Origin of the sequence: Streptomyces sp. NPDC005820 (assembly GCF_040630255.1) — a bacterium.
GTDB lineage: Bacteria > Actinomycetota > Actinomycetes > Streptomycetales > Streptomycetaceae > Streptomyces.
On the sequence record NZ_JBEXXE010000041.1, the window covers coordinates 32142 to 54420 of the forward strand.

Annotated in this window: 12 protein-coding genes and 1 pseudogene; 2 read left to right on the plus strand and 11 right to left on the minus strand. The window is 74.0% G+C overall.

What is annotated here, in order from left to right:
• Positions 1–221: 221 nt before the first annotated feature.
• The 3 genes and pseudogenes from ABZ464_RS38445 to ABZ464_RS38455 all read right to left on the minus strand — a co-directional run bounded on the left by ABZ464_RS38445 (position 222) and on the right by ABZ464_RS38455 (position 4046).
• Positions 222–1848, minus strand: a pseudogene (locus tag ABZ464_RS38445) (SpoIIE family protein phosphatase).
• A 192-nt stretch (positions 1849–2040) separates the two neighbouring features.
• The gene (locus ABZ464_RS38450; protein WP_359285584.1) at positions 2041–2721 is read right to left on the minus strand and encodes a class I SAM-dependent methyltransferase; all 681 of its coding nucleotides are present in this window, start codon (positions 2719–2721) and stop codon (positions 2041–2043) included.
• A gap of 137 nt (positions 2722–2858) precedes the next feature.
• Positions 2859–4046 carry a VCBS repeat-containing protein gene (locus ABZ464_RS38455; protein ID WP_359285586.1) on the minus strand — a complete coding sequence of 396 codons (1188 nt, stop codon included), beginning with the start codon at positions 4044–4046 and terminating at the stop codon, positions 2859–2861.
• 274 nt (positions 4047–4320) lie between these two features.
• Between ABZ464_RS38455 and ABZ464_RS38460 the strand changes: the two genes are divergently transcribed.
• Complete coding sequence (locus tag ABZ464_RS38460) at positions 4321–5472, plus strand: glutathione-independent formaldehyde dehydrogenase (protein ID WP_359285589.1); 1152 nt, start codon at positions 4321–4323, stop codon at positions 5470–5472.
• A 56-nt stretch (positions 5473–5528) separates the two neighbouring features.
• Positions 5529–8078 carry an FdhF/YdeP family oxidoreductase gene (locus tag ABZ464_RS38465; protein WP_359285591.1) on the plus strand — a complete coding sequence of 850 codons (2550 nt, stop codon included), beginning with the start codon at positions 5529–5531 and terminating at the stop codon, positions 8076–8078.
• Here ABZ464_RS38465 and ABZ464_RS38470 read toward each other — a convergent pair.
• From ABZ464_RS38470 to ABZ464_RS38505, 8 genes are all read right to left on the minus strand, one after another.
• Entirely contained in the window at positions 8059–9978 is a 1920-nt protein-coding gene (locus ABZ464_RS38470; protein ID WP_359285594.1) for a hypothetical protein, read from the minus strand. The genes ABZ464_RS38465 and ABZ464_RS38470 overlap by 20 nt on opposite strands.
• A gap of 109 nt (positions 9979–10087) precedes the next feature.
• The gene (locus ABZ464_RS38475; protein ID WP_359285597.1) at positions 10088–10975 is read right to left on the minus strand and encodes an LLM class flavin-dependent oxidoreductase; all 888 of its coding nucleotides are present in this window, start codon (positions 10973–10975) and stop codon (positions 10088–10090) included.
• Positions 10976–11067: 92 nt separating this feature from the next.
• Positions 11068–12168: a cellulase family glycosylhydrolase gene (locus tag ABZ464_RS38480; RefSeq protein ID WP_359285600.1), complete on the minus strand. Its 1101-nt coding sequence runs from the start codon at positions 12166–12168 to the stop codon at positions 11068–11070.
• A 162-nt stretch (positions 12169–12330) separates the two neighbouring features.
• On the minus strand, positions 12331–13371 hold the full coding sequence (locus ABZ464_RS38485; RefSeq protein ID WP_359285603.1) for a rod shape-determining protein: 1041 nt from the start codon (positions 13369–13371) through the stop codon (positions 12331–12333).
• A gap of 266 nt (positions 13372–13637) precedes the next feature.
• A complete protein-coding gene (locus tag ABZ464_RS38490; protein WP_359285738.1) occupies positions 13638–15665 on the minus strand; it encodes an MMPL family transporter in 2028 nt (675 codons plus the stop codon).
• Between the two features lie 107 nt (positions 15666–15772).
• Positions 15773–16720 carry an RNA polymerase sigma factor SigJ gene (gene sigJ, locus ABZ464_RS38495; RefSeq protein WP_359285606.1) on the minus strand — a complete coding sequence of 316 codons (948 nt, stop codon included), beginning with the start codon at positions 16718–16720 and terminating at the stop codon, positions 15773–15775.
• A 105-nt stretch (positions 16721–16825) separates the two neighbouring features.
• Positions 16826–21187: an SAV_2336 N-terminal domain-related protein gene (locus tag ABZ464_RS38500; protein WP_359285609.1), complete on the minus strand. Its 4362-nt coding sequence runs from the start codon at positions 21185–21187 to the stop codon at positions 16826–16828.
• Positions 21177–22205: a MoxR family ATPase gene (locus tag ABZ464_RS38505; protein ID WP_359285613.1), complete on the minus strand. Its 1029-nt coding sequence runs from the start codon at positions 22203–22205 to the stop codon at positions 21177–21179. The genes ABZ464_RS38500 and ABZ464_RS38505 overlap by 11 nt, the downstream gene beginning before the upstream one ends.
• Positions 22206–22279 lie beyond the last annotated feature (74 nt).

The following is a 22279-nucleotide window of genomic DNA, read 5'->3' on the forward strand; positions in this document are numbered from 1 at the left end:
CGTTGCTGCTCCCTGGGCCGGGGTCGGTCGTCCTGGTGCTGCTCCCTGGGCCGGGGTCGGTCGTCCTGGTGCTGCTCCCTGGGCCGGGGTCGGTCGTCCCGGTGCTGCTCCCCGGGCCGGGGTCGGTCGCCGCGTCGCCGCTCCCCGGGCCGGGGTCGGTCGCCCCGGTGCCGGTTCCCGGGCCGGGGTCGGTCGCCCCGTCGCTGCTCCCCGGGCCGGGGTCAGTCCCCCCGGTGCCGGTTCCCGGGCAGGTGCTGTTCGAACCAGACCACCTTGCCCGTGCTCACCCTCGTCGCCCCCCCAGCGTCCGGCGAGTTCGTCGACCAGGAACAGGCCCCGGCCGCCCTCGTCGCTCGGCCGGGCGTGCCGCATCCTCGGCATCAGCGGAGAGTCGTCGCCCACCTCGCAGCGCAGCACGTCCGTGCGCAGCAGCCGCAGGGTGATCGGCCGGGTGGCGAAGCGCACGGCGTTCGCCACGACCTCGCTCACCAGCAGTTCGGTGGACTCCGTCAGGGCGTCCAGATCCCACTGGTGCAGGGTCCTGCGGATCAGCCGCCGGGCCTGGCCCGCGGTCTGCGGGCGCGGAGCCATGTACCAGTAGGCGACGGTCTCCGGCAGGATGCCCTCGAAGCGGGCGGCGAGCAGCGCGATGTCGTCGTCCCGGTCCCCGGGGCCTAGCGTGCCGAGCGCGTCATCGCACAGCTGTTCGAGCGAGGGCGGGTCGGCTGCGGCAGTGGTTGCGTGCAGCCGGGTCCGGAGCCGCTCCACGCCGGTCAGCACGTCGGAGGTGCGGGACTCGACCAGGCCGTCGGTGTACAGCAGCAGGGTCGCTCCGGTCGGCGCGTGCAGCTCCACGCACTCGAATCCGCCGCCGCCCACGCCGATCGGCGCCCCCGGCGGCACCCGCAGTACCTCGCCGGTGCCGTCGGGGTGCAGGAGCAGGGGTGGCGGATGGCCGGCGTTGGACAGGAGCAGCCGGTGCAGTACGGGGTCGTACAGGGCGTAGAGGCAGGTCGCCGTGTGTTCGCTGCCCAGCCGTTCGGCCTGTTCGTCGAGGTGGTGGAGAACCTCGTCCGGGGGCAGGTCGAGCCCGGCCAGGGTCTGTACGACGGTCCGCAGCTGGCCCATGATCGCGGCCGAGGTCATGGAATGGCCCATCACATCGCCGATCACCAGCGCGACGCGGTTGCCGGGCAGCGGGATCGCGTCGTACCAGTCGCCGCCGACCTGCGCGGTCCGTGAGGACGGCAGATAGCGGCTGGCCAGCCGGACGCCCGGCGGTTCGGGCAGCGACGGCGGGAGCATGGTGCGCTGCAGGGCGTCGGCGAGGGACGCCTCCCGCACGTACACCACCGCCTTGTCGATGCCGAGGGCGGTGTGGCCGGCGAGCTGGGAGGCCACGAGCAGGTCGTCGCCGGTGAACTCCGGCCGGCCGGGGGCGCGGGCCAGGACGACGCTGCCGAGGACCTGGCTGCGGCCGTGCAGCGGGGCGATGATCAGCCGCCGTCCGGGCGGGAGGGCCCGGGGGACGGCCGCCGTCCCGAGCAGCTCGGCCACGGCGGCGGCGAGGCCCGGGATGTTCCCGAACACCGGCCGTCCGTCCCGCAGCAGCGCGGTGAGCGGACCGGTGGCGGAGGGGCGTACGACCTCGGCCACCGTGGCCGACAGGGGTGGGGCGGACCGGCGTACCGGCGGGCGGTCCGTGCGGTGCAGGCGCAGGACGCCCGGATCGGCGGTGGGGGGTTCCTCGCCGGCCGGCAGCGGCGCGTACAGATGGACGAAGACCGCGTCGGCGAAGGCCGGGACGGCCGCCCGGCACAGTGCGGACAGCGTCTCGTCGAGGTCCATGCCCCCGGCGATCCGCCGGGTCGCCGTGTCGAGGTAGCGGAGCCGGTCGGTCTGCGGCTCGGGGGTGTCCGGGCGGGACCGTGCGCGCGCCGCGGCCCGGGCCCGGATCCGGGCGCCGGACGGCGGTGACGTGCCGTCACCGGCTCCGGGATGCTTCGTCACGGGTGTCCTTCCGGCTGGTGCGGGAGGTCGTCAGGTGTGCCGTCGGCAGCGCAGGAAGATCTGCACCTCCGGCTGGACGTCCGCGGTCGCCGGAGCGTAGGTGTACGAGGACTCCCCGACGATCTCGAGGCCCGCCCCCTCCACGACCTCGCGCAGCTCGTCCCTGAGGTAGCCGGAGACCCGGATGGTGCTGCCGATGAACGGGATCGAGAAGTCGTCCACGTCGGCCTCCACCATCGACAGCGCGAACAGTCCACCCGGGACGAGCAGCTCGTGGACGGTGCGCAGGGCGACGGGGATCTCGGCGCGGGGCAGCATGAGCAGGGAGAAGAAGGCCGCGACCGCGTCGAAGCGGCCGAGGTCGAGGGGGCCGCCGGGCCGCAGGTCCGCGATGTCCGCCCGGTGGAACTCCCCCGAGGGCACATGCCTGCGGGACAGCGCGACCATGCCCGCGGACAGGTCGATCCCGACGACCGCGCAGCCGCCGTCCGCCAGCCGGCGCGCGGTCGGCAGGCCGGTGCCGCATCCCAGGTCCAGGACCCGGGCGCCGGGCGGCAGCGAGGCGAGCAGCCACTCGGCGGACGCGACCTGCCCCTCCTTGTGCGGGAAGGCCTCGTCGTAGCGGTCGCCGATCGCGTCGAAGGCCTCGGCCTGGCCGGTGCGGTCGAGCCGCATGCTTCCGTGGCCGGGCTCGTCGGCAGGGCTGTTCATGCGGCCTCCTCTCACCGGGCGCCCACATGTCTCATATGTTCTATATGTTCTATGTTCATAGTTGTACCGCCTCGTGCGGCGGCCCGGCACCTCCGCCGAGGGGGCGGGTCCCCTCGGCGGAGGTGCCGCAGGCGTCCTCAGCCGCAGGACCCGGTGAACACGGTCACCTCGTCGCTGCTGCTGCTCGCCACCACGAGGTCCTGGGTGCCGTCGGTCGTCAGATCGGCGGCCGCCGCCTCGTAGGCCCCGTCGGCCGTCAGCTCGGTCAGTTCGGTGAGCTCGCCGCCCGAGGCGCCCCGGAAGACGGTGACGGAGCTCCCCTTGACCGAGGAGACGAGGACGTCCGTCACGTCGTCGCCGTCGATGTCGGCGGCGCCCACGGCGACCGGCAGCGCGGACGTCGTGTAGTCGACCGGGTCCGCGAAGGTGCCGTCCCCGTCGCCCGCGTAGATCTCCAGGGTGTTGGAGCCGTTGCTGATGGTGGCCAGGTCGGTCTCGCCGTCGCCGTCGAAGTCGCCCTGGGCGATCGAGTAGAGCCGGGCGACACTGGCGTACTCGGTGACGTCCCCGAAGGACCCGTCGCCGTTGCCGAGCGCCACGCTGACCCCGCCCGCGGTGGCCACGCTGGCGGTGGCGATGTCGAGCGCGCCGTCGCCGTCGAAGTCGGTGAGGACCAGCCCGTGCGGTCTGGTCACGGTGACGGCCTCCAGGTCGACCGTGAACGACCCGCTGCCGTCGCCGAACAGCAGGCTCACCCCGCCGCCGCTCTCCTCGGCCACCGCCAGATCCAGGTTGCCGTCGCCGTCGACGTCACCGGGCACGAGGGACCTGGCGCCCGCGCCGACGGTGTACTGGACGGAGCTGTCGAAGGCGCCGTCCCCGGTGCCGAGCAGGACGCTGACGGTGCCGCCGTCGAAGTCGGCGGTGGCGAGGTCCGGGGTGCCGTCGGCGTCGAAGTCGGCGATCACGGTCTGGTACGGCTTGTCGCCCACCGCGTACTCGGTGGCCGCGGCGAAGGTGCCGTCGCCGTTGCCCAGCAGCACGGACAGCGAGTCGCCGTCGTTGTTGGCCGCGACGACGTCGGCGTTCCCGTCGCCGTCGAGGTCGCCGGTCACCACGTGCCGGGGGTTGTCGCCGACCGTGGCGGCCGCCTTCGACTCGGTGAAGACGACGTCGGACGCGCACACGGTGGCCGTCGCCCCGGTCGTCGTGGTGGCCGTCCCGGTCGCCGAGGCCATGGCCGCGACGCTCGCGCCCAGGGCTAACGCGCCGGCGGTGCCGAGGGCCAGGATGCGACGGCTCCGGCGCTTCTTGTGGTTGCTCATGAGGAAAGGGGTGTCCTTCGCGTGGAGGAGGGAGAGGCCTTGGGAAACGGCCTTGTCATGGGCACGGGAACCTAGGGCGCGCGGCTGTGATTCACGTGTAACGGGACCGTGGTTTCGTATAGCGCCCCCGGCCAGGGGTTGCCGCGCAGGGGCCGGGAAGCGTTAGCTGGAGGTACAGCGGTACTACCGGAGCGCCAGGGCCACGACACGGACCGAGGGGCTCAGCCTCGTCAGGGGTTCGCCACACCCGGCGTTCCACGCGGAGGTGATCCAGGTGAAAGCCGTTGTCTACGAGAAGCCGTTCAGCGTCGCCGTGCGGGAGGTCGACGACCCTCGGATCCAGCACCCCAACGACGTGCTGGTAAGGGTCACGTCGACCGCGATCTGCGGTTCCGACCTGCACATGTACGAGGGCCGCACGGCGGCCGAGGCGGGCATCGTGTTCGGCCACGAGAACCTCGGCATCGTCGAGGAGACCGGCGCCGGCGTGGCCTCGCTCGCCAAGGGCGACCGGGTCGTCATGCCCTTCAACGTCGCCTGCGGATTCTGCAAGAACTGCCTGGCCGGGAAGACCGGCTTCTGTCTGACGGTCAATCCGGGCTTCGCGGGCGGGGCGTACGGCTATGTGGCCATGGGCCCCTACAAGGGCGGCCAGGCGGAGCTGCTGCGGGTGCCCTTCGCCGACTTCAACTGTCTGAAGCTGCCGCCGGGCAGCGACTTCGAGACCGACTTCGTGCTGCTCGCCGACATCTTCCCGACCGGCTACCACGGCTGCGAACTCGCCCAGGTGACCCCCGGTGAGAGCGTCGCCGTCTTCGGTGCCGGCCCGGTCGGCCTGATGGCCGCGTACTCCGCGATGGTGCGCGGAGCGTCCAAGGTGTTCTCGGTGGACCGCGTGCCCGAGCGGCTCGCCAAGGCCGAGGAGATCGGTGTCATACCGATCGACTTCACCCAGGGCGACCCGGCCGAGCAGATCAAGGAACAGACCGGCGGCGAGGGCACCGACAAGGGCGTCGACGCCGTGGGCTACCAGGCCCAGGCGCACGACGCGAGCCACGAGGAACCCGCCGTCGTCCTCAACACGCTCGTCGCGACGGTACGGCCGACGGGCATGCTGGGCGTCCCAGGCTTGTACGTCCCGTCCGACCCGGGCGGCCCCGACGACAACGCCAAGCACGGCCAGCTGCTGGTCTCCATCGGCAAGATGTTCGAGAAGGGCCAGCGGATGGGCACCGGGCAGTGCAACGTCAAGCAGTACAACCGCCAGCTGCGCGACCTGATCATCGCCGGGCGCGCCAAGCCCAGTTTCGTGGTCTCCCACGAGCTGCCCCTGGAGGAGGCGCCGCTCGCGTACGAGAAGTTCGACCAGCGGATCGAGGGGTACACGAAGGTCGTACTCCACCCCGGTCACGCCCTCGCGGCGTAAACCACCCACCCACGGGACCGTAGAAGTCCACCGGACCGCAGAAGGCCACGGGACCGATGAAGGCCACGGGACCCAGGAAGTCCAGCGTCGGTGTGCCCAGCATCGCCGAGTCCGCGCGCTACTCTCTGGCCGAGATGGGGCCGGGGCGCAGCGTGCGGACCCTGCGCGGCCTGAACCAGACCGACGGGTTCGACTGCCCGAGCTGCGCCTGGGGCGACCCCGACCCCGAGCGCCGCAAGACGGCGGAGCTGTGCGAGAACGGCGTGAAGGCCGTCGCCTGGGAGGCCACGCGCAAACGCGTCGGCGCGGCCTTCTTCGCCGAGCACTCCGTCGCCGACCTGCGCGAGCGCGACGGCCACTGGCTGGAGGCGCAGGGACGGCTGACCCGGCCGATGCGGCTCGCCCCCGGCGCGACCCACTACACGCCCGTCACCTGGGAGGAGGCGCTCACCCTCCTCGCCGACCGGCTGCGCGGCCTCGCCGCCCCCGACCGGGCCGTCTTCTACACCAGCGGCCGTACCAGCAACGAGGCCGCGTTCCTCTACCAGCTGCTGGCGCGCAGATTCGGCACGAACAACCTCCCGGACTGCTCCAACATGTGCCACGAGTCCAGCGGCGCGGCCCTGACCCAGACCCTCGGCCTCGGCAAGGGCCTGATCTCCTACGACGACATCACCGACCACGCCGACCTGATCGTCGTGGTCGGCCAGAACCCCGGCACCAGCCACCCCCGGATGCTCACCGCCCTCGAACGGGCCAAGCGGCGCGGCGCCCGGATCATCGCCGCCAACCCCCTCCCCGAGGCCGGTTTCGGCCGCTTCCACAACCCGCAGACCCCGCGCGGCCTCCTCGGCCCCGGCACCCGGCTCGCCGACCGCTGGCTCCCGGTGCGCGTGAACGGCGACCTGGCCCTGTTCGCGGGCCTGAACAAGGCGCTCACCGCACGCGAGGACGCCCGGCCCGGCTCCGCCCTCGACCACGACTTCATCGACCGGTACTGCGAGGGCTTCGAGGCGGCGGCCACGGCCTGGCGGGCCCTGGACTGGCGCCGGCTGGAGACCATGGCCGGTCTGTCCCGCCGTACGATCGAGGACTGCGCGGACGAGGTGCTCGCCGCGGACGGCGTCGTCGTCTGCTGGGCGATGGGCCTCACCCAGCACCGCAACGCGGTCGCCACCATCCGCGAGATCGTGAACTTCCTGCTGCTGCGCGGCAACGTCGGACGCCCCGGCGCCGGGCCCGCGCCGATCCGCGGGCACAGCAACGTCCAGGGCGACCGCACCATGGGCATCTGGGAGAAGATGCCGGACGCGTTCCTGGACCGGCTCCGGGACGAGTTCGGCTTCGAACCGCCCCGCGCCCCCGGCCTGGACACCGTCGACGCGATCCGGGCCATGCGCGACGGCGCGGTGGACGTCTTCATGGGCCTCGGCGGCAACTTCGCCGCCGCCACCCCCGACACGGAGGTCACCGAGGCAGCGCTGGCCCGCTGCGCCCTCACCGTGCACGTCGCGACCAAGCTGAACCGGTCCCACCTGTGCCACGGCACCGAGGCGCTGCTGCTGCCCTGCCTCGGCCGCACCGAACGCGACGTACAGGCATCCGGCGAGCAGTTCGTCACGGTCGAGGACACCATGGCCATGGTCCACGCCTCGCACGGCCGGCTCCCGCCCGGATCGCCGCAGCTGCGCAGCGAGGTCGCGATCATCGCCGACCTGGGGCGGGAGCTCTTCGGTGACGGCGGGGACGGCGGGGAGGCCCGCGGCAGTGGCGGCGGGGATGGCGGGGAGGCCGGCGGCAGTGGCGGCGGGGATGGCGGGGAGGCCGGCGGCAGTGGCGGCGGGGATGGCGGGGAGGCCGGCGGCAGTGGCGGCGGCGATGGCGGGGACGCCCGCGGCAGTGGCGGCGGGGATGGCGGGGAGGCCGGCGGCAGTGGCGGCGGCGATGGCGGGGACGCCCGCGGCGATGGCGGCGGCGGCAGCGGGGGCGGCAGGGACGGTGCGGGCGGCGGACTCGGCTGGCGGGCCATGCGCGACGACTACACCGTGATCCGCCGCCACATCGAGCACGTCGTCCCCGGCTTCCACGCTTTCGAGCAGCGGGTACGGCGGCCCGGCGGCTTCATGCTGCCCCGGGCGCCGCGCGACTCCCGCACCTTCCCCACCCCGACCGGGAAGGCCCGCTTCACCGTCAACCCGCCGACCGCCGCCGAAGTGCCGCCCGGGCACCTGCTGTTGACGACCGTGCGGTCGCACGACCAGTTCAACACCACCGTCTACGGCTTCGACGACCGCTATCGGGGCATCAAGGGCGGCCGGCGGGTCGTCTTCCTCAACGGCGACGACCTGCGCGACCTCGGTCTGCGCGACGGCGACCTGGTCGACCTGGTGAGTGTCAGCCCCGACGGCGAGCGCCGCGCCCGCGGCTTCCGCGCGGTCCGCTACCCGGCGCCACGGGGCTGCGCCGCCGCCTACTACCCGGAGACGAACGTGCTGGCCCCGCTGGACGCCACGGCCGAGACCAGCAACACACCCGCGACCAAGTCCATCCCGATCCGCGTCGAACCCTCCGGCGGCCGGGCCCGGCTCACTCCAGGCTCAACGTGACCGCCCCGCGGTAGGTCCCGCCCGGCTCCAGCGGCGTCGGCGTCCCGTTTACCGTCATCGTCACCGTGCCCCCGTCCGGGGCCGTCACCGAGGAGTCCGCGTCGAGGGTCAGGACACTGAGATACGACGTGCCGGTCACCGTCCAGACCGAGCCCCCGGTCAGGGTCACCAGGACGCCGTTGTTGACGACCGGCCGGACGGTGTTGGTGACATGGCCCAGCTCGGCGTACTCGGCGGACCCGATGGAGTCGACGGCGTGCCGGGAGACAGAGGCGGACAGGACGCCCTCGACGGTCGAGCCGTCGAAGGTCAGCGCCAGGTTCTGCCCGCTGCGGCGGGCGTTGAAGAAGTCGCCCCGCAGATCCATCGCGGCGAAGCCGGCCGTCGTGTCCGCGGAGTGCACCTGGGTGACGTCGAAGGAGTCGTCGCGCACCGGGTCGCCGGTCGGCTCGGTGTACACGCCGTTGATGGAGCCGGGGTTGTCGGTCTCCATCAGTTGCAGCAGCACACCGTTCCCGGTGCCGATGCTCGCGCCCTGGGAGCCGTCGACGGAGATCGTCGCGCGCACGGCCTTGACCAGGAACGTGGTGTCACGGGTGCTCAGCGCGGTAGCCCCGCTGATGTCCAGGGTCCCCGCCCCGTGCCAGAGCACACCGAAGCCCCGGGAGTCGATCCGGCTGCCGCGCACCGGCAGGGCGGCCAGCTCGGCGTCCGAAAGGCCCAGCGCCAGCTCGGAGTTGAGGGCCGCGACCGCCTCCGCCGTGCTGTCGCCATAGGTCACCGTCCCGTTGGAGGCGCCGATGATCGTGGCATAGGTGCCCGCGTCGATCTCGCAGCCCAGGAGACGTTCGTCGATGGCGCCGTCGGCGAAGGTGGCGTAACCCTCGTCGCCCAGGTTGGCGATCCGGCAGTTGACGGCGGTGGCCCGGGAGTTGGAGGTGGAGTCCGTGGAGAACGCGCCCCAGGTCTCGGACTCGACGGTCGAGGAGAGATAGGTGGCCGTGGTGTTCGTGCCGAGCAGGTTGACGGTGCGGACGTTGCCGGAGATGCCCAGCCGCCACGGCACGACCAGCATGTTCGCGCCGCCCGCCGGGACGTAGTCGGCGGGCAGGACCCCGTTGAGGCAGCGGATCAGGGAGTTCTTGACCAGCAGGGCGCAGCCGTCGGCCGCGACCACGCCGGTGCGCACCACCCCCACGTTCTCGACGGTCACCCCGTCCAGCACCAGGCGGCTGCCCCGGCCCGTCCCGACCACGGCCGCGCCGTCCCCGACGAAGTCGCAGCGGCCGTTGCCGGTGAAGGCGAACCGGGAGTCCGTCAGGGTGTACGCCCCGCCCTCGGCCGTGTAGACCCCGTCGAAGGCCTCCCCGGTCGAGACGATCCGCACGCCGCTCGCGGCGGAGTCCGTCACCTGCCCGCCGGTCACGGCCGACAGCGCCGACCGGGCCGTGACCACCCCGCTCGCCCCGACGTACAGGGCCTGCCGGAGCGAGAAGGTCACATTGGCGAAGGCCGCCGTGGTCCGCTCGGCCACGGTCAGCACGAGGTCGCCCTCGTACGTGCCCGGCGCGAGGGTGGTGCTCGTCGCGAGCGTCGGTGTGATCGCGGAGCCGGTCTCCACGCCGTCGACGGTCAGCGTCAGGCTGTACCCGTCCGGTACGGCCAGCGTCCCGCCCTCGGCGATCGTGAGCGCGCTCAGCCGGGTCGTCGTGTCCAGTACGTACGTCTCGCCCGCACCCACCGACAGGGTGCCGGCCCGGGTCGCGGCGTGGGCGGGCGCGGGCAGGGCGGGCAGGGCGAGCGCCGCCGCGCCGGCGGCGAGGAGAGCCCGGACGCGGGCCCTCATCGGCACACCGGACGTGTCGGTTCCTTCGACGTCGGTTCCTTGGATGGGCTTCATGGACCCTTCTCTAGTGTCGACACTAGAGAAGGGTCAAGAGGTCATGCCTTGATTCTCAGGCTCAGGTGTCGACACCGAAGGGGTGTCAGCCGTACGTCGCGGTGGGCGGTCAGCGGTCGGAGCCCGGCCGTCCCAGGGCCTCCAGTACGGCGGCCAGCTGCCCCAGCGGCTCCGGGCCGATCAGGCGCAGGACGACGGTGGCGGCGCCGGCCTTCGCGAGGTCGTCGATGTTCCCGGCGGCCTCGCGGGCGGTGCCGGAGACGGTGAAGACCTCCTCCTGCGGGCGGCCGAGCCAGGCGCCGTGGCCCTCGGTGTGCGGATGGAGGGCGCGGGACACCTCGTCGGGGTCGTCACCGACGCAGGCGAAGGAGAAGACGGTGAGCGTGTGTTCGGGGGTGGCGCCGCCGGCGACGGTCAGGGCGCGGACGCGCTCCAGGTCGCCCGGGCCGTGGCCCTCGGCGATCAGCGTGCCGTCCGCCACCCGCCCGGACAGCTCGAGCGAGCGGGGCCGTACGACCCCCGCGACGACGGGCGGCGCCTCGGCCGGCGGATGCACCAACGCGATGCCGTCCAGCCGTACTTCGCGCCCGTCCAACTCCACCTTCTCGCCGCGCAGCAGCGCCCGCACCGAGGTGATCGTCTCCTCCAGCAGCGCCAGTGGGGAGCGCGGCGCGACCCCGGCCTGCGCCATCCACTCCGGCACCCCGTGTCCGATCCCGGCCACCAGCCGGCCGGGGAACACCCGGGCCAGCGTGGCCAGTTCCATCGCCAGCAGGGCCGGGCTGCGCAGTGGGGCGGGGGCGATGCCGATCCCCACCCGGAGGCGTTGGGTCGCCCCCAGCGCGACGGCCGCCGCCGACACCCCGCCGTTCCAGCCGAGGTCCTCCACCACCCACAGGTCGTCCGCCCCGAGCGCCTCGGCCCGCCGCGCGAACGCGGGCAGTCCCTCCGGCGCCCAGTCGCGGTCGTACATCACACCGATCCGTACGTTCGTCATGCTCCGGAACCTCCGCGTGGGTTACTGGGGGATCGACGGAAAGGCGGCGACCGGCCCGCCGGTGTCAGGGACGGCGGGCCGGTCTGTCCGGGTCAGCCCTGGACGGGCCTGCCACGGCCCCAGGCCCAGGCGAGGCGGTCCGCGCCGGACTGGTTGGTGGTCTCCAGCCACGGACGGTTCACCGGGCCGACGAGCTTCTGCACGGAGTAGATGTCGTCGGTGCGCAGCCCCGGCCAGTACACCGAGCCCATCTTCAGCTCGCGGAAGGTGTCGGTGACTGCCTGGATGAAGTTGATGTAGTTGTTGTCCGGCGTCTTCACGTTGTAGTTCAGACCGTCGGTCATCGGCGCGCCGAACTCGTCCGCCACGGTCCGGTTCGCGCAGTCGCCGATGCGCACCTTCAGGTCGGCGACCCACTCGTCGTAGGTGGCGTACGACTTCCAGAAGCCGTAGTGGTGCAGGGAGAGGTAGGTGCCCTTCAGGCGCGGGTCGGCGCAGACCGTGGTGACGTGGTCGTTGTAGCCGGCGCCGCTGACGAAGACCCGGTTGCGGGGCACGGACTTGTACGTGTCGAGCCACTTCGCGGCGATGTCGGCCCACTCGGTGTCGGTGTAGCCGTGCGGCTCGTTCATCGGCTCGAAGTAGACGCGCTTGTCGTTCTTGTAGGTCTTGACGACGGTGTTCCACATCGGCCAGTAGGTGGCCTCGTCGTCGATGTAGCCGTCCTTGCGGGTGCCGGTGCCCTCCCAGTAGGACACGATGACCTTGAAGCCCTGGTCGGAGGCCGCGTCGATGACCCCGCGGTACGACTTCCAGTACGCCCCGTTGACCGTGTACGGGTTGATCGGCAGCCGGACCGTGTTGGCGCCGAGGTTGGCGCGGAAGGCGGCGATGATCCGGCTCGCCTTCGCGTACGTCTGCCGGTAGGTGTCCGAGGTCGACAGACCGGACAGCTGCAGGAGGTCGTCGGCGAAGTTGTCCCGCGGGTCGGCCCAGTTCACGCCCTTGAACTGGGTCGTGTCGGCGGCCGGCGCGGCCTTGGCCGGGGCGGCGGAGGCGGGGGCGGCGGCGAGGGTGCTGCCGGCGACCGCGGCCACGGCGACCGCGGCGAGGGCGGCCCGCAGCCGGGGCGAGTGGGGGGAGCGGGAGGAGCGAGAGAAGCTGGAGGCGGCGGTGACGGGGGTCCTGCGCATCGACTTGCCCTTTCCGAACGACGATGTTTACGCAAACATCGTCCTCCGTGAGTGGCTGATGTTTACGTAAACATGGCGGCGCCGGAAGCTTGGCACTGTGCCCGGTGATCGTCAAGGTTTCGCGCGCGTAACGTTTGCGGGCGATGTGTCGCGCGGGTTCGCTCAGGAGGTGGTTAGCGGGGTGAGGGTCAGCGGCGCGATCCGGCCCTCCAGCATGGCGCCGAGGCCCTGCGCGGCGCAGATGTCGGGCCGCTCCGCGATGTGCACCGGCATACCGGTGGCCTGCCGCAGCATGTGGTCGAAGCCCGGCAGCAGGGCGGAGCCGCCGACCATCATGATCCCCCGGTCGGCGAGGTCGGCGACCAGGTCCGGCGGGCACTCCCGCAGCACCCGGCCGATGCCGTCGAGCACGGCCGTCAGCGGGGTCTCGATGGCGTCCCGTACGGCGGCGGTGTCGACCAGGACGGAACGGGCCAGTCCCGTCGCCACGTCCCGCCCGTGGATCTCCGTGGAGGCCGGCCCGTGCGGGGTGAGACCGTTGCCGGACAGGGCCAGCTGCAAGGGCCGTACGGACTGGCTGGGCAGCATCAACTCATGCTCCAGGCGCAGGTGTTGCACGATCGCGTGGTCCACGGCCTCGCCGCCCACCGGGATCCGCTCGGCGGTCACGATCGAGCCGAGCGAGAGCACCGCGATCTGGGTGGCGGCGGCCCCGCACACCATGATCATCGTGGCTTCCGGCTGCTCGACCGGCAGCCCGCAGCCGACCGCGGCGGCGATCAGCGTCTCCACCAGCTCCACCCGGCGCGAGCCCAGACCGACCAGCGTCTCGATCGTGGCGCGGCGGGCCAGCGGGTCTGCGTCGTGCGGGGTGCAGGCGGCGGCCCGCAGGAACGGCTTGCGGCGCAGCTGCCGGCGGATCTTGTCGCCGAGCAGATGCCGCAGCATGCGCTGGGCCATCTCGATGTCGACGACCGTGCCGCCGGAGACCGGCCGCATCACCCGGATGTAGTCGGGGGTGCGGCCCGTCATCCGCTCGGCGAACTCGCCCACCGCGATCAGCGCGCCGGTGCGGGTGTTCACGGCGGCGACGGACGGCTGGTCCACGACCAGCCCGGCCCCCCGCACATACACCCGGGTCCGTGCCGCCCCGAGGTCGACGGCGAAGTGGCAGCGGCGCAACTGCTCCAGACTGGCGGTCATGGCAGGTCCTCCCGAGAGCGCAGACCATGGGGGCCGCCGGGCGGGCGGGCCTCGTGTGCGGGTGGGCCGCCGGACGGCCGGCCTCCCTCGTATCCTGCGCGGGACGCACGGGGGACGCCTCTTCAAGGGGGCCGGGCGGGGCGCGCCCGAATGGGGGGTTGTCCCGACGGAGCCGCCCCGCGGGCCGCCGAGCAGGGGCTCGGGGCGTCCAGGGGAACCCCGGACGCCCTCCTGCACACGGTTCGGTTGCTGTCGGGTGCCCGTCGTCAGCTGCTCCTGAGCGCCGGTTCGGGGGCGGGTTTCGCCGGCTCCCCGCCCGGGGTGTCGGGGCGGTGGAACAGGGCGCTCGGCCACCACATCCAGCGCCCCACATCCAAGGTCAGCGCGGTGACCAGGACCGAGCGGACGACCAGGGTGTCCAGCAGTACCCCGAACGCCACCGCGAACCCGAGCTCGGCCGCGAACACCAGCGGCAGCGAGGCCATCGCCGCGAAGGTGCCGGCCAGCACCACCCCCGCCGAGGTGATCACACCGCCGGTGGCCGAGAGGCCTGTCAGCGCCCCGCGCCGGGTGCCGTGCCGGAGGGCCTCCTCGCGTACCCGGGTGACGAGGAAGATGTTGTAGTCGATGCCCAGCGCGACCAGGAACACGAACGCCAGCAGCGGGAACGAGGCCTCCTCCCCGGCGAAGTGGAACACGTGCCGGAACACCAGCGCGCTCACCCCCATCGCCGCCCCGAACGACAGCACCACCGTCGCCATCAGCAGCAGCGGGGCGACGACCGCCCGCAGCAGCAGCGCGAGCACGAGGAACACCACGACCAGCACGATGGGGATGATCGCCGCCGAGTCGCGGTCGGCCGCCTCCCGGGTGTCGAGCAGCACCGCCGTGGTGCCGCCGACCTGCGCCCGCGCCCCCTCGACCCGGTGGACGGCGGCCCGGGCCCGCTCCACCGCGCGCATCGCGGCCGTACTGCTGGGATCGTCCCGCAGCTCCCCGAGCACCAGCGCCTCACCCCCCTTGACCACCGGCGCGGCGACGCGCGCGACCCCCGGGACACCGGACAGCGCGTCCCGTACCTCCCGTGCCGCGTCCGCCTTCGCCACCACGTAGACGGGGTCGCCCGACCCTGCCGGGAAGTGCCGGGCGCTGATCTCCTCGCCGACGACCGTCTGCGGGCGGCCGGTGAACTGGTCCTTCCCGGCCAGCCCGTCGGCCCGCAGCGCGAACATCCCGAGCGTCATGACACCGAGGACCAGCGCGGTACCGGCCCACACGAGCCGGGGCCGGCCGGCGACCGCGGCGCCCACCCGGGCCCAGAGGCCGTCGGTCGCCGCACCGGCGGGTGTCGCGTCGTACGACGGTGTCGTCGGCCAGAAGATCCAGCGGCCGCAGACCACCAGCAGGGCCGGCATCAGGGTGGTCATGGCGAGGAGACCGACGAGGACGCCGACGGCGCAGGCCGGGCCGAGCCCCTGCGTGGAGTTGAGGGTGGCCAGCATCAGCAGCGTCAGGCTGACCGCGACGGTCGCCGCGCTCGCGACGATCGCGGGGCCGGAGCGGCGCAGGGCCCGCGCCATCGCCTCGTGCCGGTCCTCGTGCCGCCGCAGCTCCTCCCGGTAGCGCGAGGTGAGCAGGAGGGCGTAGTCGGTGGCGGCGCCGAACACCAGCACGGTCAGGATGAAGCCGGTCTGCTTGTTGACGGTCAGTCCGGCGTTCCTCGCCAGGACGTAGATCACCGCCTCGGAGGTGACCAGCGCCGCGCCCGCGGTCAGCAGCGGCAGCAGGGGGAGGACCGGGCTGCGGTAGGTGAGCAGCAGGATCAGCACCACCACGGTCGCGGTGATCGCGGTCAGCCCGCCCCCGCCGCCGAAGGCCTTGATCGAGTCGGAGGCCTGACCGGCCGGCCCGGTGACATGGAACCCGAGCCCGCCCGCGTCCCTCTCGCCGACCTCGGTCAGCGCGTCGACGACCTTGCCGATCCCCTCCCAGCCCGTGCGGTCCTTGTGCACCTGGACCACGGTCTGGATCGCCTGCCCGTCCTCGGACGGCACGGGCCCCTGCGGCGCGCCCTCGACCCCCTCGACGCCCCGGAAGGCATCGGCGTCGGCGCGGGCCTTGGCCAGATCGGCGGCGGTGACGCCCCCGGACCGGTCGTAGACCACGATCGCGGGCACGGTGTCGGCGGGCTGGAACCGCGCCACCCGCTCGACGACCCGGGTCGACTCCGCGTCGCCGGGCAGCCAGGCCGAGTTGTCGTTCTGCTCGACGTCGCCGAGCCGGCCGGCCAGCATCAGGGCCGGGACCAGCAGGGCCGCCCAGAGGGCGAGGACGACCCACTTGCCGACCCGGCCGCTCGGCAGGGCCGACAGGGACGCCAGGGGCCCCGGCACGCGCGCCCTCACAGGGACCTCGCCGCGGTGTCGATGTGGGCGAGCTTGTCGGGGTTGGCGACGGCGTAGATCCCGCACACCCGGTCCCCGTCCGGGGTGAGGTCGAGGACGAGGACCGCGTACGGGGTGTCGCCGGCGAACAGCAGCGCCGACGGATCGCCGTTGACGCTGCGGTAGGCGATGCGCAGGCCCTGCCCGGAGCGGGGGGCGACCGAGGCCAGCAGCCGGGCCACCTTGTCCCGGCCCCGCAGCGGCCGGGGGCCTCCCGCGCCCTTGCCGCCGCCGTCGCCCCACAGCGTCACGTCCGGCGCCAGCAGCCGCAGCAGGGCGTCCAGGTCCCCGCCGAGCGCGGCGTCCAGGAACCGCTCGGTCACCTGCCGCCGGACCTGCGGATCGGGCGCGTAACGGGGGCGCCGGGCGTGGACGTGCTCGCGGGCGCGATGGGCGAGCTGACGGATCGCCGAGGGGCTGCGGCCGAGGATCTCCGCGATCTCGGTGTGCGGGTAGCCGAACACCTCGTGCAGCACGAACACGCCCCGCTCCAGCGGAGTGAGGGTCTCCAGGACCACCAGCAGCGCCATCGACACCGACTCGGCGCGCAGGGCCGCGTCCGCGGCGTCGGCGGCGTCGGCGGGGACCTGGGCGTCCGGGAGGGGCGCGACGAGCGGTTCGGGCAGCCAGGGCCCGACATAGGTCTCCCGGCGGCGGCTGACGGCGGCCCGGTGGGCGAGCGCCCCGTTCACCGCGATCCGCACCAGATAGGCGCGCGGATGACCGATCGCCGCCGCGCCCTCCGCCTCGTGCCGGGCCGCCCACGACAGCCAGGTCTCCTGCATCACGTCCTCGGTGTCGGAGACGCTGCCGAGCATGTTGTAGACGATGGAGAACAGCAGCTCCCGGTGGTCGGCGAACACCTGGGTCGCGGTGTGCGCCACCGGGTGCGGTGGGTGGGACATCGTGGGCCTCCCGTCACGGATGCTTTCGGCACTGAGAGGGCGCGGGCCGCCCGGAGTGTGACATCACCACCCCGACATGTGACCCACATCTCACCGAGGTGGGCGCTACAGCGACCGCGCCGCCTCCAGTACGGCGGTCAGCGAGGGCACCGTGACGGCGCAGCCCGCCGTGCGCAGCACCTGCTCGACCGTGGGATTGCGGGCGAGTCCGATGAACCGCAGACCCACCTGCTGGGCGGCGGTCAGCTCGGCGAGCGTGGAGCCGATCAGGACGCCGGTGCCGGCCGGGGCGCCCCGCGGGCCCAGGGCGCGCAGCAGACAGTCCGGGTGCGGCATGAGCCGGCCGAGGTCGTCGGCCCGGCCGTGCACGCCCGCGAGGAGCGGCAGCCGGTGCGCCTCCAGATGCCGCCCGACCGCCTGCTCGCAGACGTCCGTGGCGACCCCCACCCGGCGCCCGGCGGTATGCAGGGCGCGGACCAGGGCCAGGGAGTGATGGGTCGTCGGCGCGTCCGGTACGGCCGCCAGCTCCAGCCGGTCGAGGTGGTCCCGCAGCAGCGGGCCGACCCGGTCCTGCGCGAAGGCCCGCAGCACGTCCAGCGGATGCACGAACAGCTCCCGCGCCGCCCTCGCGTCCCCCGCCGACCGGCCCGCCAACGCCTCCTCGGGATCACGGTGCTCCGCCACCGTCCGCAGCAGCTCCAGGGCGGCCTCGCGGGCCCGGGCCGCCGTGAACAGCCGGACCAGCGGCCCGTCGAAGCCGAACAGCACGGTCTCGGCGTCCGTGAGCAGCTCGGACAGCGGCCGGGCGTCCGCGCCCGCGCGGGGGATCTCGGGCGGCGGGGCGTAGTCGGGCGCGAGGGCGGCCGTGCAGCTGACGTCCAGGCCCGGTACGGGCCACCGCCCGAGCTGGGAGTTGACGGCCCGTTGGGCGCCCGCGGGCCGCCGTACGGAGTGATGGCGGGTGATACGGGGCGCCGCCTCCCGGAAGTGGTCCAGCAGCCGCTCCGCCACCCCGGCGACCTCCGCCCGTACGAAGGCCACCGGATCGGCGACCCGCCAGGACAGCTCGACGGCGGCCGTGAAGTCGCCCTTGCCGGAGCTGGGCAGGGAGACCTGGTGGACGGCGTGCTGCGGGGTGAGGTCCACCTCGTAGTACGTCACCGGACGGGGCGGGCCGCCGCCGTACGGGTCGGCCGGGTTCAGCAGGGTGAGCGGTCCCTCGGGCCCGGTGTGCACGACGGCACTGCGGCCCGGCGCGGGAATCCCCAGCCGCCAGAGATCACCGGCGACCGCGGGCCCCTTCACCAACTCCCGCGGGCCGCCCCCCGGATGCCACCAGGCGCGCGGCACGCCCGAGTCCCCGTACCCCCCGTACTCGCCGTACTCCCCGTACAACGGATGGAACCGGTACGGCCCGGCGGCGGCGGAACTGGCGGTGAAGCTGCCGTAGAGGGCGGGGGAGACGACGATCAGCAACGGGGCGTCGCTCTCCGCGGGAGCCGAGGCGCCGAAGCACACGGAGAGCCGGGGCGGTGCGGTGAGCGTGGCCCAGTGCTCGGGCAGCCAGCGCAGGGCCGCGACGAGTACGGGCAGCAGATCGGTGTCGGGCCGGACCCGGACGGAGTAGCCGTCGGGGTGGACGTACACCCCGTACTGCTGCGGTGCGAGGGCGCCCCGGGACAGGACCTGGTGGACCGCGTACTCGAGGGTGATGCGGCTTTCGGGGTGGGCGGAGAGGTCGGTGTCGGTCTGGAAGCGGAGAGCGGGGGCCTCGGCCTCTCCCAGGGCGGTCCGCAGGGACTGGCGCAGATTGCGCAGACGGGTGCGGATCGCCTCGGCGGCAGGACCGGGAACGCCGTGCAGGGGGTCGCTGCGGAACAGGTCGAGCGCGCCCTGGATCAGCCGCCGGCCCAGCTCCGGGCTCAGGTCGCCGGCATGCTGGGCCAGGGCGCTCTCGCAGATCGTGGCGTCGACCTGGGCGCCGCCCGCGTGCAGCGCGTAACCGTCCGGGAGGGCCGCCAGGGTGCCGGGGCCGAGACTGTCGCGGACCTCCGAGGCGAGGGCGTCGACGCGGCGGTCCGCCTCCGGCCCGGTCGGCGGCCGTTCCCACAGACCCGCTGCCAGCTCCGCGTAGGTCATGCGCCGCCCGGCGTTCAGGAGCAGCATGCACAGCAGCGCCTGGGCCTCGGGCGAGGGAACCCTCAGCGGCCGCTCGCCGCGGGTGAGGCGCAGGGGGCCGAGCAGCTTGATGTGCAGCGCGTCGTACCCCCGCGCGGCCGAGAGCTCCGACGGCGCGGAGGCGGGCACGGCGCCCTGCGCGATCTCGTCCATCAGCGCCTGGTGGCGCGAGGGGGCCGGTACGGACGGGGCGAGGCGCCCCAGCAGGGCGGCGAACGCCGCCGAGTCCGAGGCCACGGTCCAGCCGCGGGACTCCAGCCCCAGGGCGAAGCGACTGAGCGTGACGGTGCCGTCCGGACGCAACAGCAGCCCCTCCGCGCCGTGTTGTCCGCGCACCAGCCCTCGCTCGTGCAGCGCGTCCAGCCCGGCCGTCCCGTCGCCCAGCAGCCGTGCGAACACCCCGAGGGACACACCGGGCCCGCTGCCCTCGATCACCTCCGTCAGCGTCACCCCGTCCACGAACTCCGCCACCAGGTACGGCGTTTCCCCTTCCACCCCGAAATCCAGCACCCGCACCACACGCGGATCCTCGATCCCGGACAGCGCCCGCGCCTCCCGCAGGAACCGCTCCTGCGGGGCCGGCTGCTCCGGGTACAGGTGGACGACGACCGGCAGGCCGGTGCGGACGTCCACCGCGCTCCACACCCGCCGCCCCGGCCCCCGCCGCTCCAGCAGCCGGTACCGCCCCCCGATCAGCTCCTCGGCGGACGCCCCGCCCAGCCGCCGTACGGTCTCCGGGCTCACCGTCGCGAAGGCCGGGCCGCCGGCGCTCTCCCCGCCGCCGGAGGCCTCCGCGCGGAATGCGCCAGGTGCCAGGCCCGCGCGTTCGTCGATCAGACCCCCGACGCGCTCCAGGAGTTCCCGGGTGCGGCCGCGGGTCGAGCGGGGCAGGGTGCGCAGCAGGAGGTCGCGCACGCCGGGGCGGAAGGCGTAGGAGCCGGGTGGGCCGGGCGTGGCGGTCAGCATGCCGCTGAGGATCACCTCGGCGAGGTGCTGCGGGCGCGGGTCGCGGTCCACGGCCCGCTGGACCAGGCGCATCACCGGGACCGAGGGGACGGCCAGGGCCAGATGCCCGGCCAGGCGGAAGGCCTCGGGGGACGCGGTGGCGCGGAAGCGCAGGACCAGGTCCTGGGCGGGGAGGTCCGTGGGGGAGGGGCTGGGGGCGGTGGGCGGTGGGGCGGCCGGCAGCCAGGCCACCGCTCCGGGGGTGCGGGCGCCGCCCGGGGACGCCACCAGCGCCGCCCAGTTGGCGAGCCATGGCGCGCCCGGCTCGAGGACGGGGAGGGGGAGGGCGGACGGGGGCGGCGGGGGTTCGGCCTCCGCGGCATAGGGGGTGAAGGCGAGGGCGGTGAGCGGGGCCGCCGCGGCCGGGGCGGACAGGACGCCGGGCTCCACCGGGAGGGCCGTCGTCGGCCACAGCTGTTCCGGGAGCGGCTGTACGACGGCCAGCGGCATCCGGGACGCCCAGTGCCGCAGGACGCGGTACCAGCGCTCGCCCGCCGGGCCGGCGCGCCACTGCGGGCCCATGCAGTCGCTGACCACCAGGGCGACCGTCCGGCCGTCCCCCGGGTCGGGCACGTGCCGGGCGCTTCCGTCGGGCGCCGCCGGGTGCAGGCCGACGGTGCGGAACACGCCCGACTGGGCCAGCACGGTGTGCAGTTCGCGGACCAAGGGGCGCCAGACGGGCATGGTCGGGCCCGTGTCGTGGACCAGGTTCAGGCGCAGCCAGCGGTCGCGGGCGGGGCGCAGCACGGGCAGCCAGACGTCCGGGTGCGCGCCGAGCCGTGCGATGCGGTCCGCCGTGGCCCGCTCGTCGAGGAGCCGGTCGCGGGCCGCCGGCACCGTGCGCTTCAGCGGTCGCAGGGCCCGCTGGAGGGCCAGGGGGCGGGGCAGCATCGGGGGTGCGGGGGCGAGGAGCGGGGTGGTGTCGGTGGTCGCCGCCCCGGTCGCGGGGGCGGGGGCAGCGGGGCGGGCCGGCGTGGGGAGGTGGAGGGGGACGCGGTCGTCGGTGGGGAGCGTGGGCGGTGGGGTTCGTGGGGCTGGTGGGGTTGGGGGTGCCACCGGGGCGGTCGCCTCCGTCGGCGACGCCTCCGCCCCTGTCCCCGCCCCGGCCTCCTCCGCTTCCCCCTCCGGCAAGGGCCCTCGCGCACCCTCCAACCGCCCCGCCAGCCACAGCGCTTCCGCCAGTTCGCGGGCCGTCGGCGGGGTGTCCGCGGCGGCGGTCAGCAGGGCCGCCAGGCGGGCCAGCGCGGGGCTGCCGCCGGCGGGGGCCGGGGCGTCAGAGGCCATCGTCGTCCGCCGTGGCGCCGAGGTACGGCATCAGCTGCTCCGCGAGCGCGTCGCGCGAGTCGGCGTCCAGGCCCGCGACCCCCGTGAGGTAGAGGGCGTTGAGCAGCTGGTCGGTGGCGAGTTCGCCGTCGGCGGCGCGGGTCAGGAACCGGTTGATGAGGTGTTCCGCCTCGCCGGGCGGGGTGTCGAGGTGGGCGCGGACGATCTCGGTGAGCTGCTCGCGGCCGGGGCGGCGCAGCTTCAGCCGGACACAGCGGCGCAGGAAGGCGGGCGGGAACTCGCGCTCGCCGTTGCTGGTGAGGACCACGAACGGGAACGCCCGGCAGCGGACCCGCCCCCGGGTGACGGTGACCGGCGCGTGCGTGCCGTCGGCGAGCACCTCGGCGGTGGCGTCCCCGACGGCGTGGCGGCCGGTCCGCATCAGCTCGGGGATCTCGTACTGGCCCTCCTCCAGCACGTTCAGCAGGTCGTTGGGCAGATCGAGGTCGCTCTTGTCGATCTCGTCGACCAGGAGGGCGCGGGGACGGGCGTACGGCAGCAGGGCGGTGCCGAGGGGGCCGAGCCGCAGATGGTCCTCGACGCCGCCGCCCGGCAGGGCCTCGGGGGCCCTGGACGCCGCCTGCCGTGCCGCGTACAGCCGGGACAGCGGGTCGTACTGGTAGAGCCCGTCGGCGAGGGTGGAGCGGCTGGTGATGTTCCAGCGCAGCACCGGACCGAGGCCCAGCTCGCGGGCGACCGCGTAGGCCAGGGAGGACTTGCCGGTGCCGGGCGGGCCGGTGACCAGCAGCGGGCGGCGCAGGACGAGGGCCGCGTTGACGAGCTGGACGCTCTCCGGGGTGGCGACGTACGTACGGGCGCGGTGGACGCGGTCGGGGGAGACGGCGGCCTCGTCGTCGCCGTCGTGCGGCGGCGGCAGCACGGGCTCGCCGTCGAACGCCCGCCAGGGCGGCGGCTCGGGCAGCCGGTCGATGCCGTCGTGCGGCTCGCTCGTGCCGGTGTAGACGGTCCAGTGGGGCATGGTTCTCCGAAACTCGGCGTGACTCGGCGTGACTCGACGGACGAACGCGGGGGCGGGAGTGGGGGCGAGGGCGG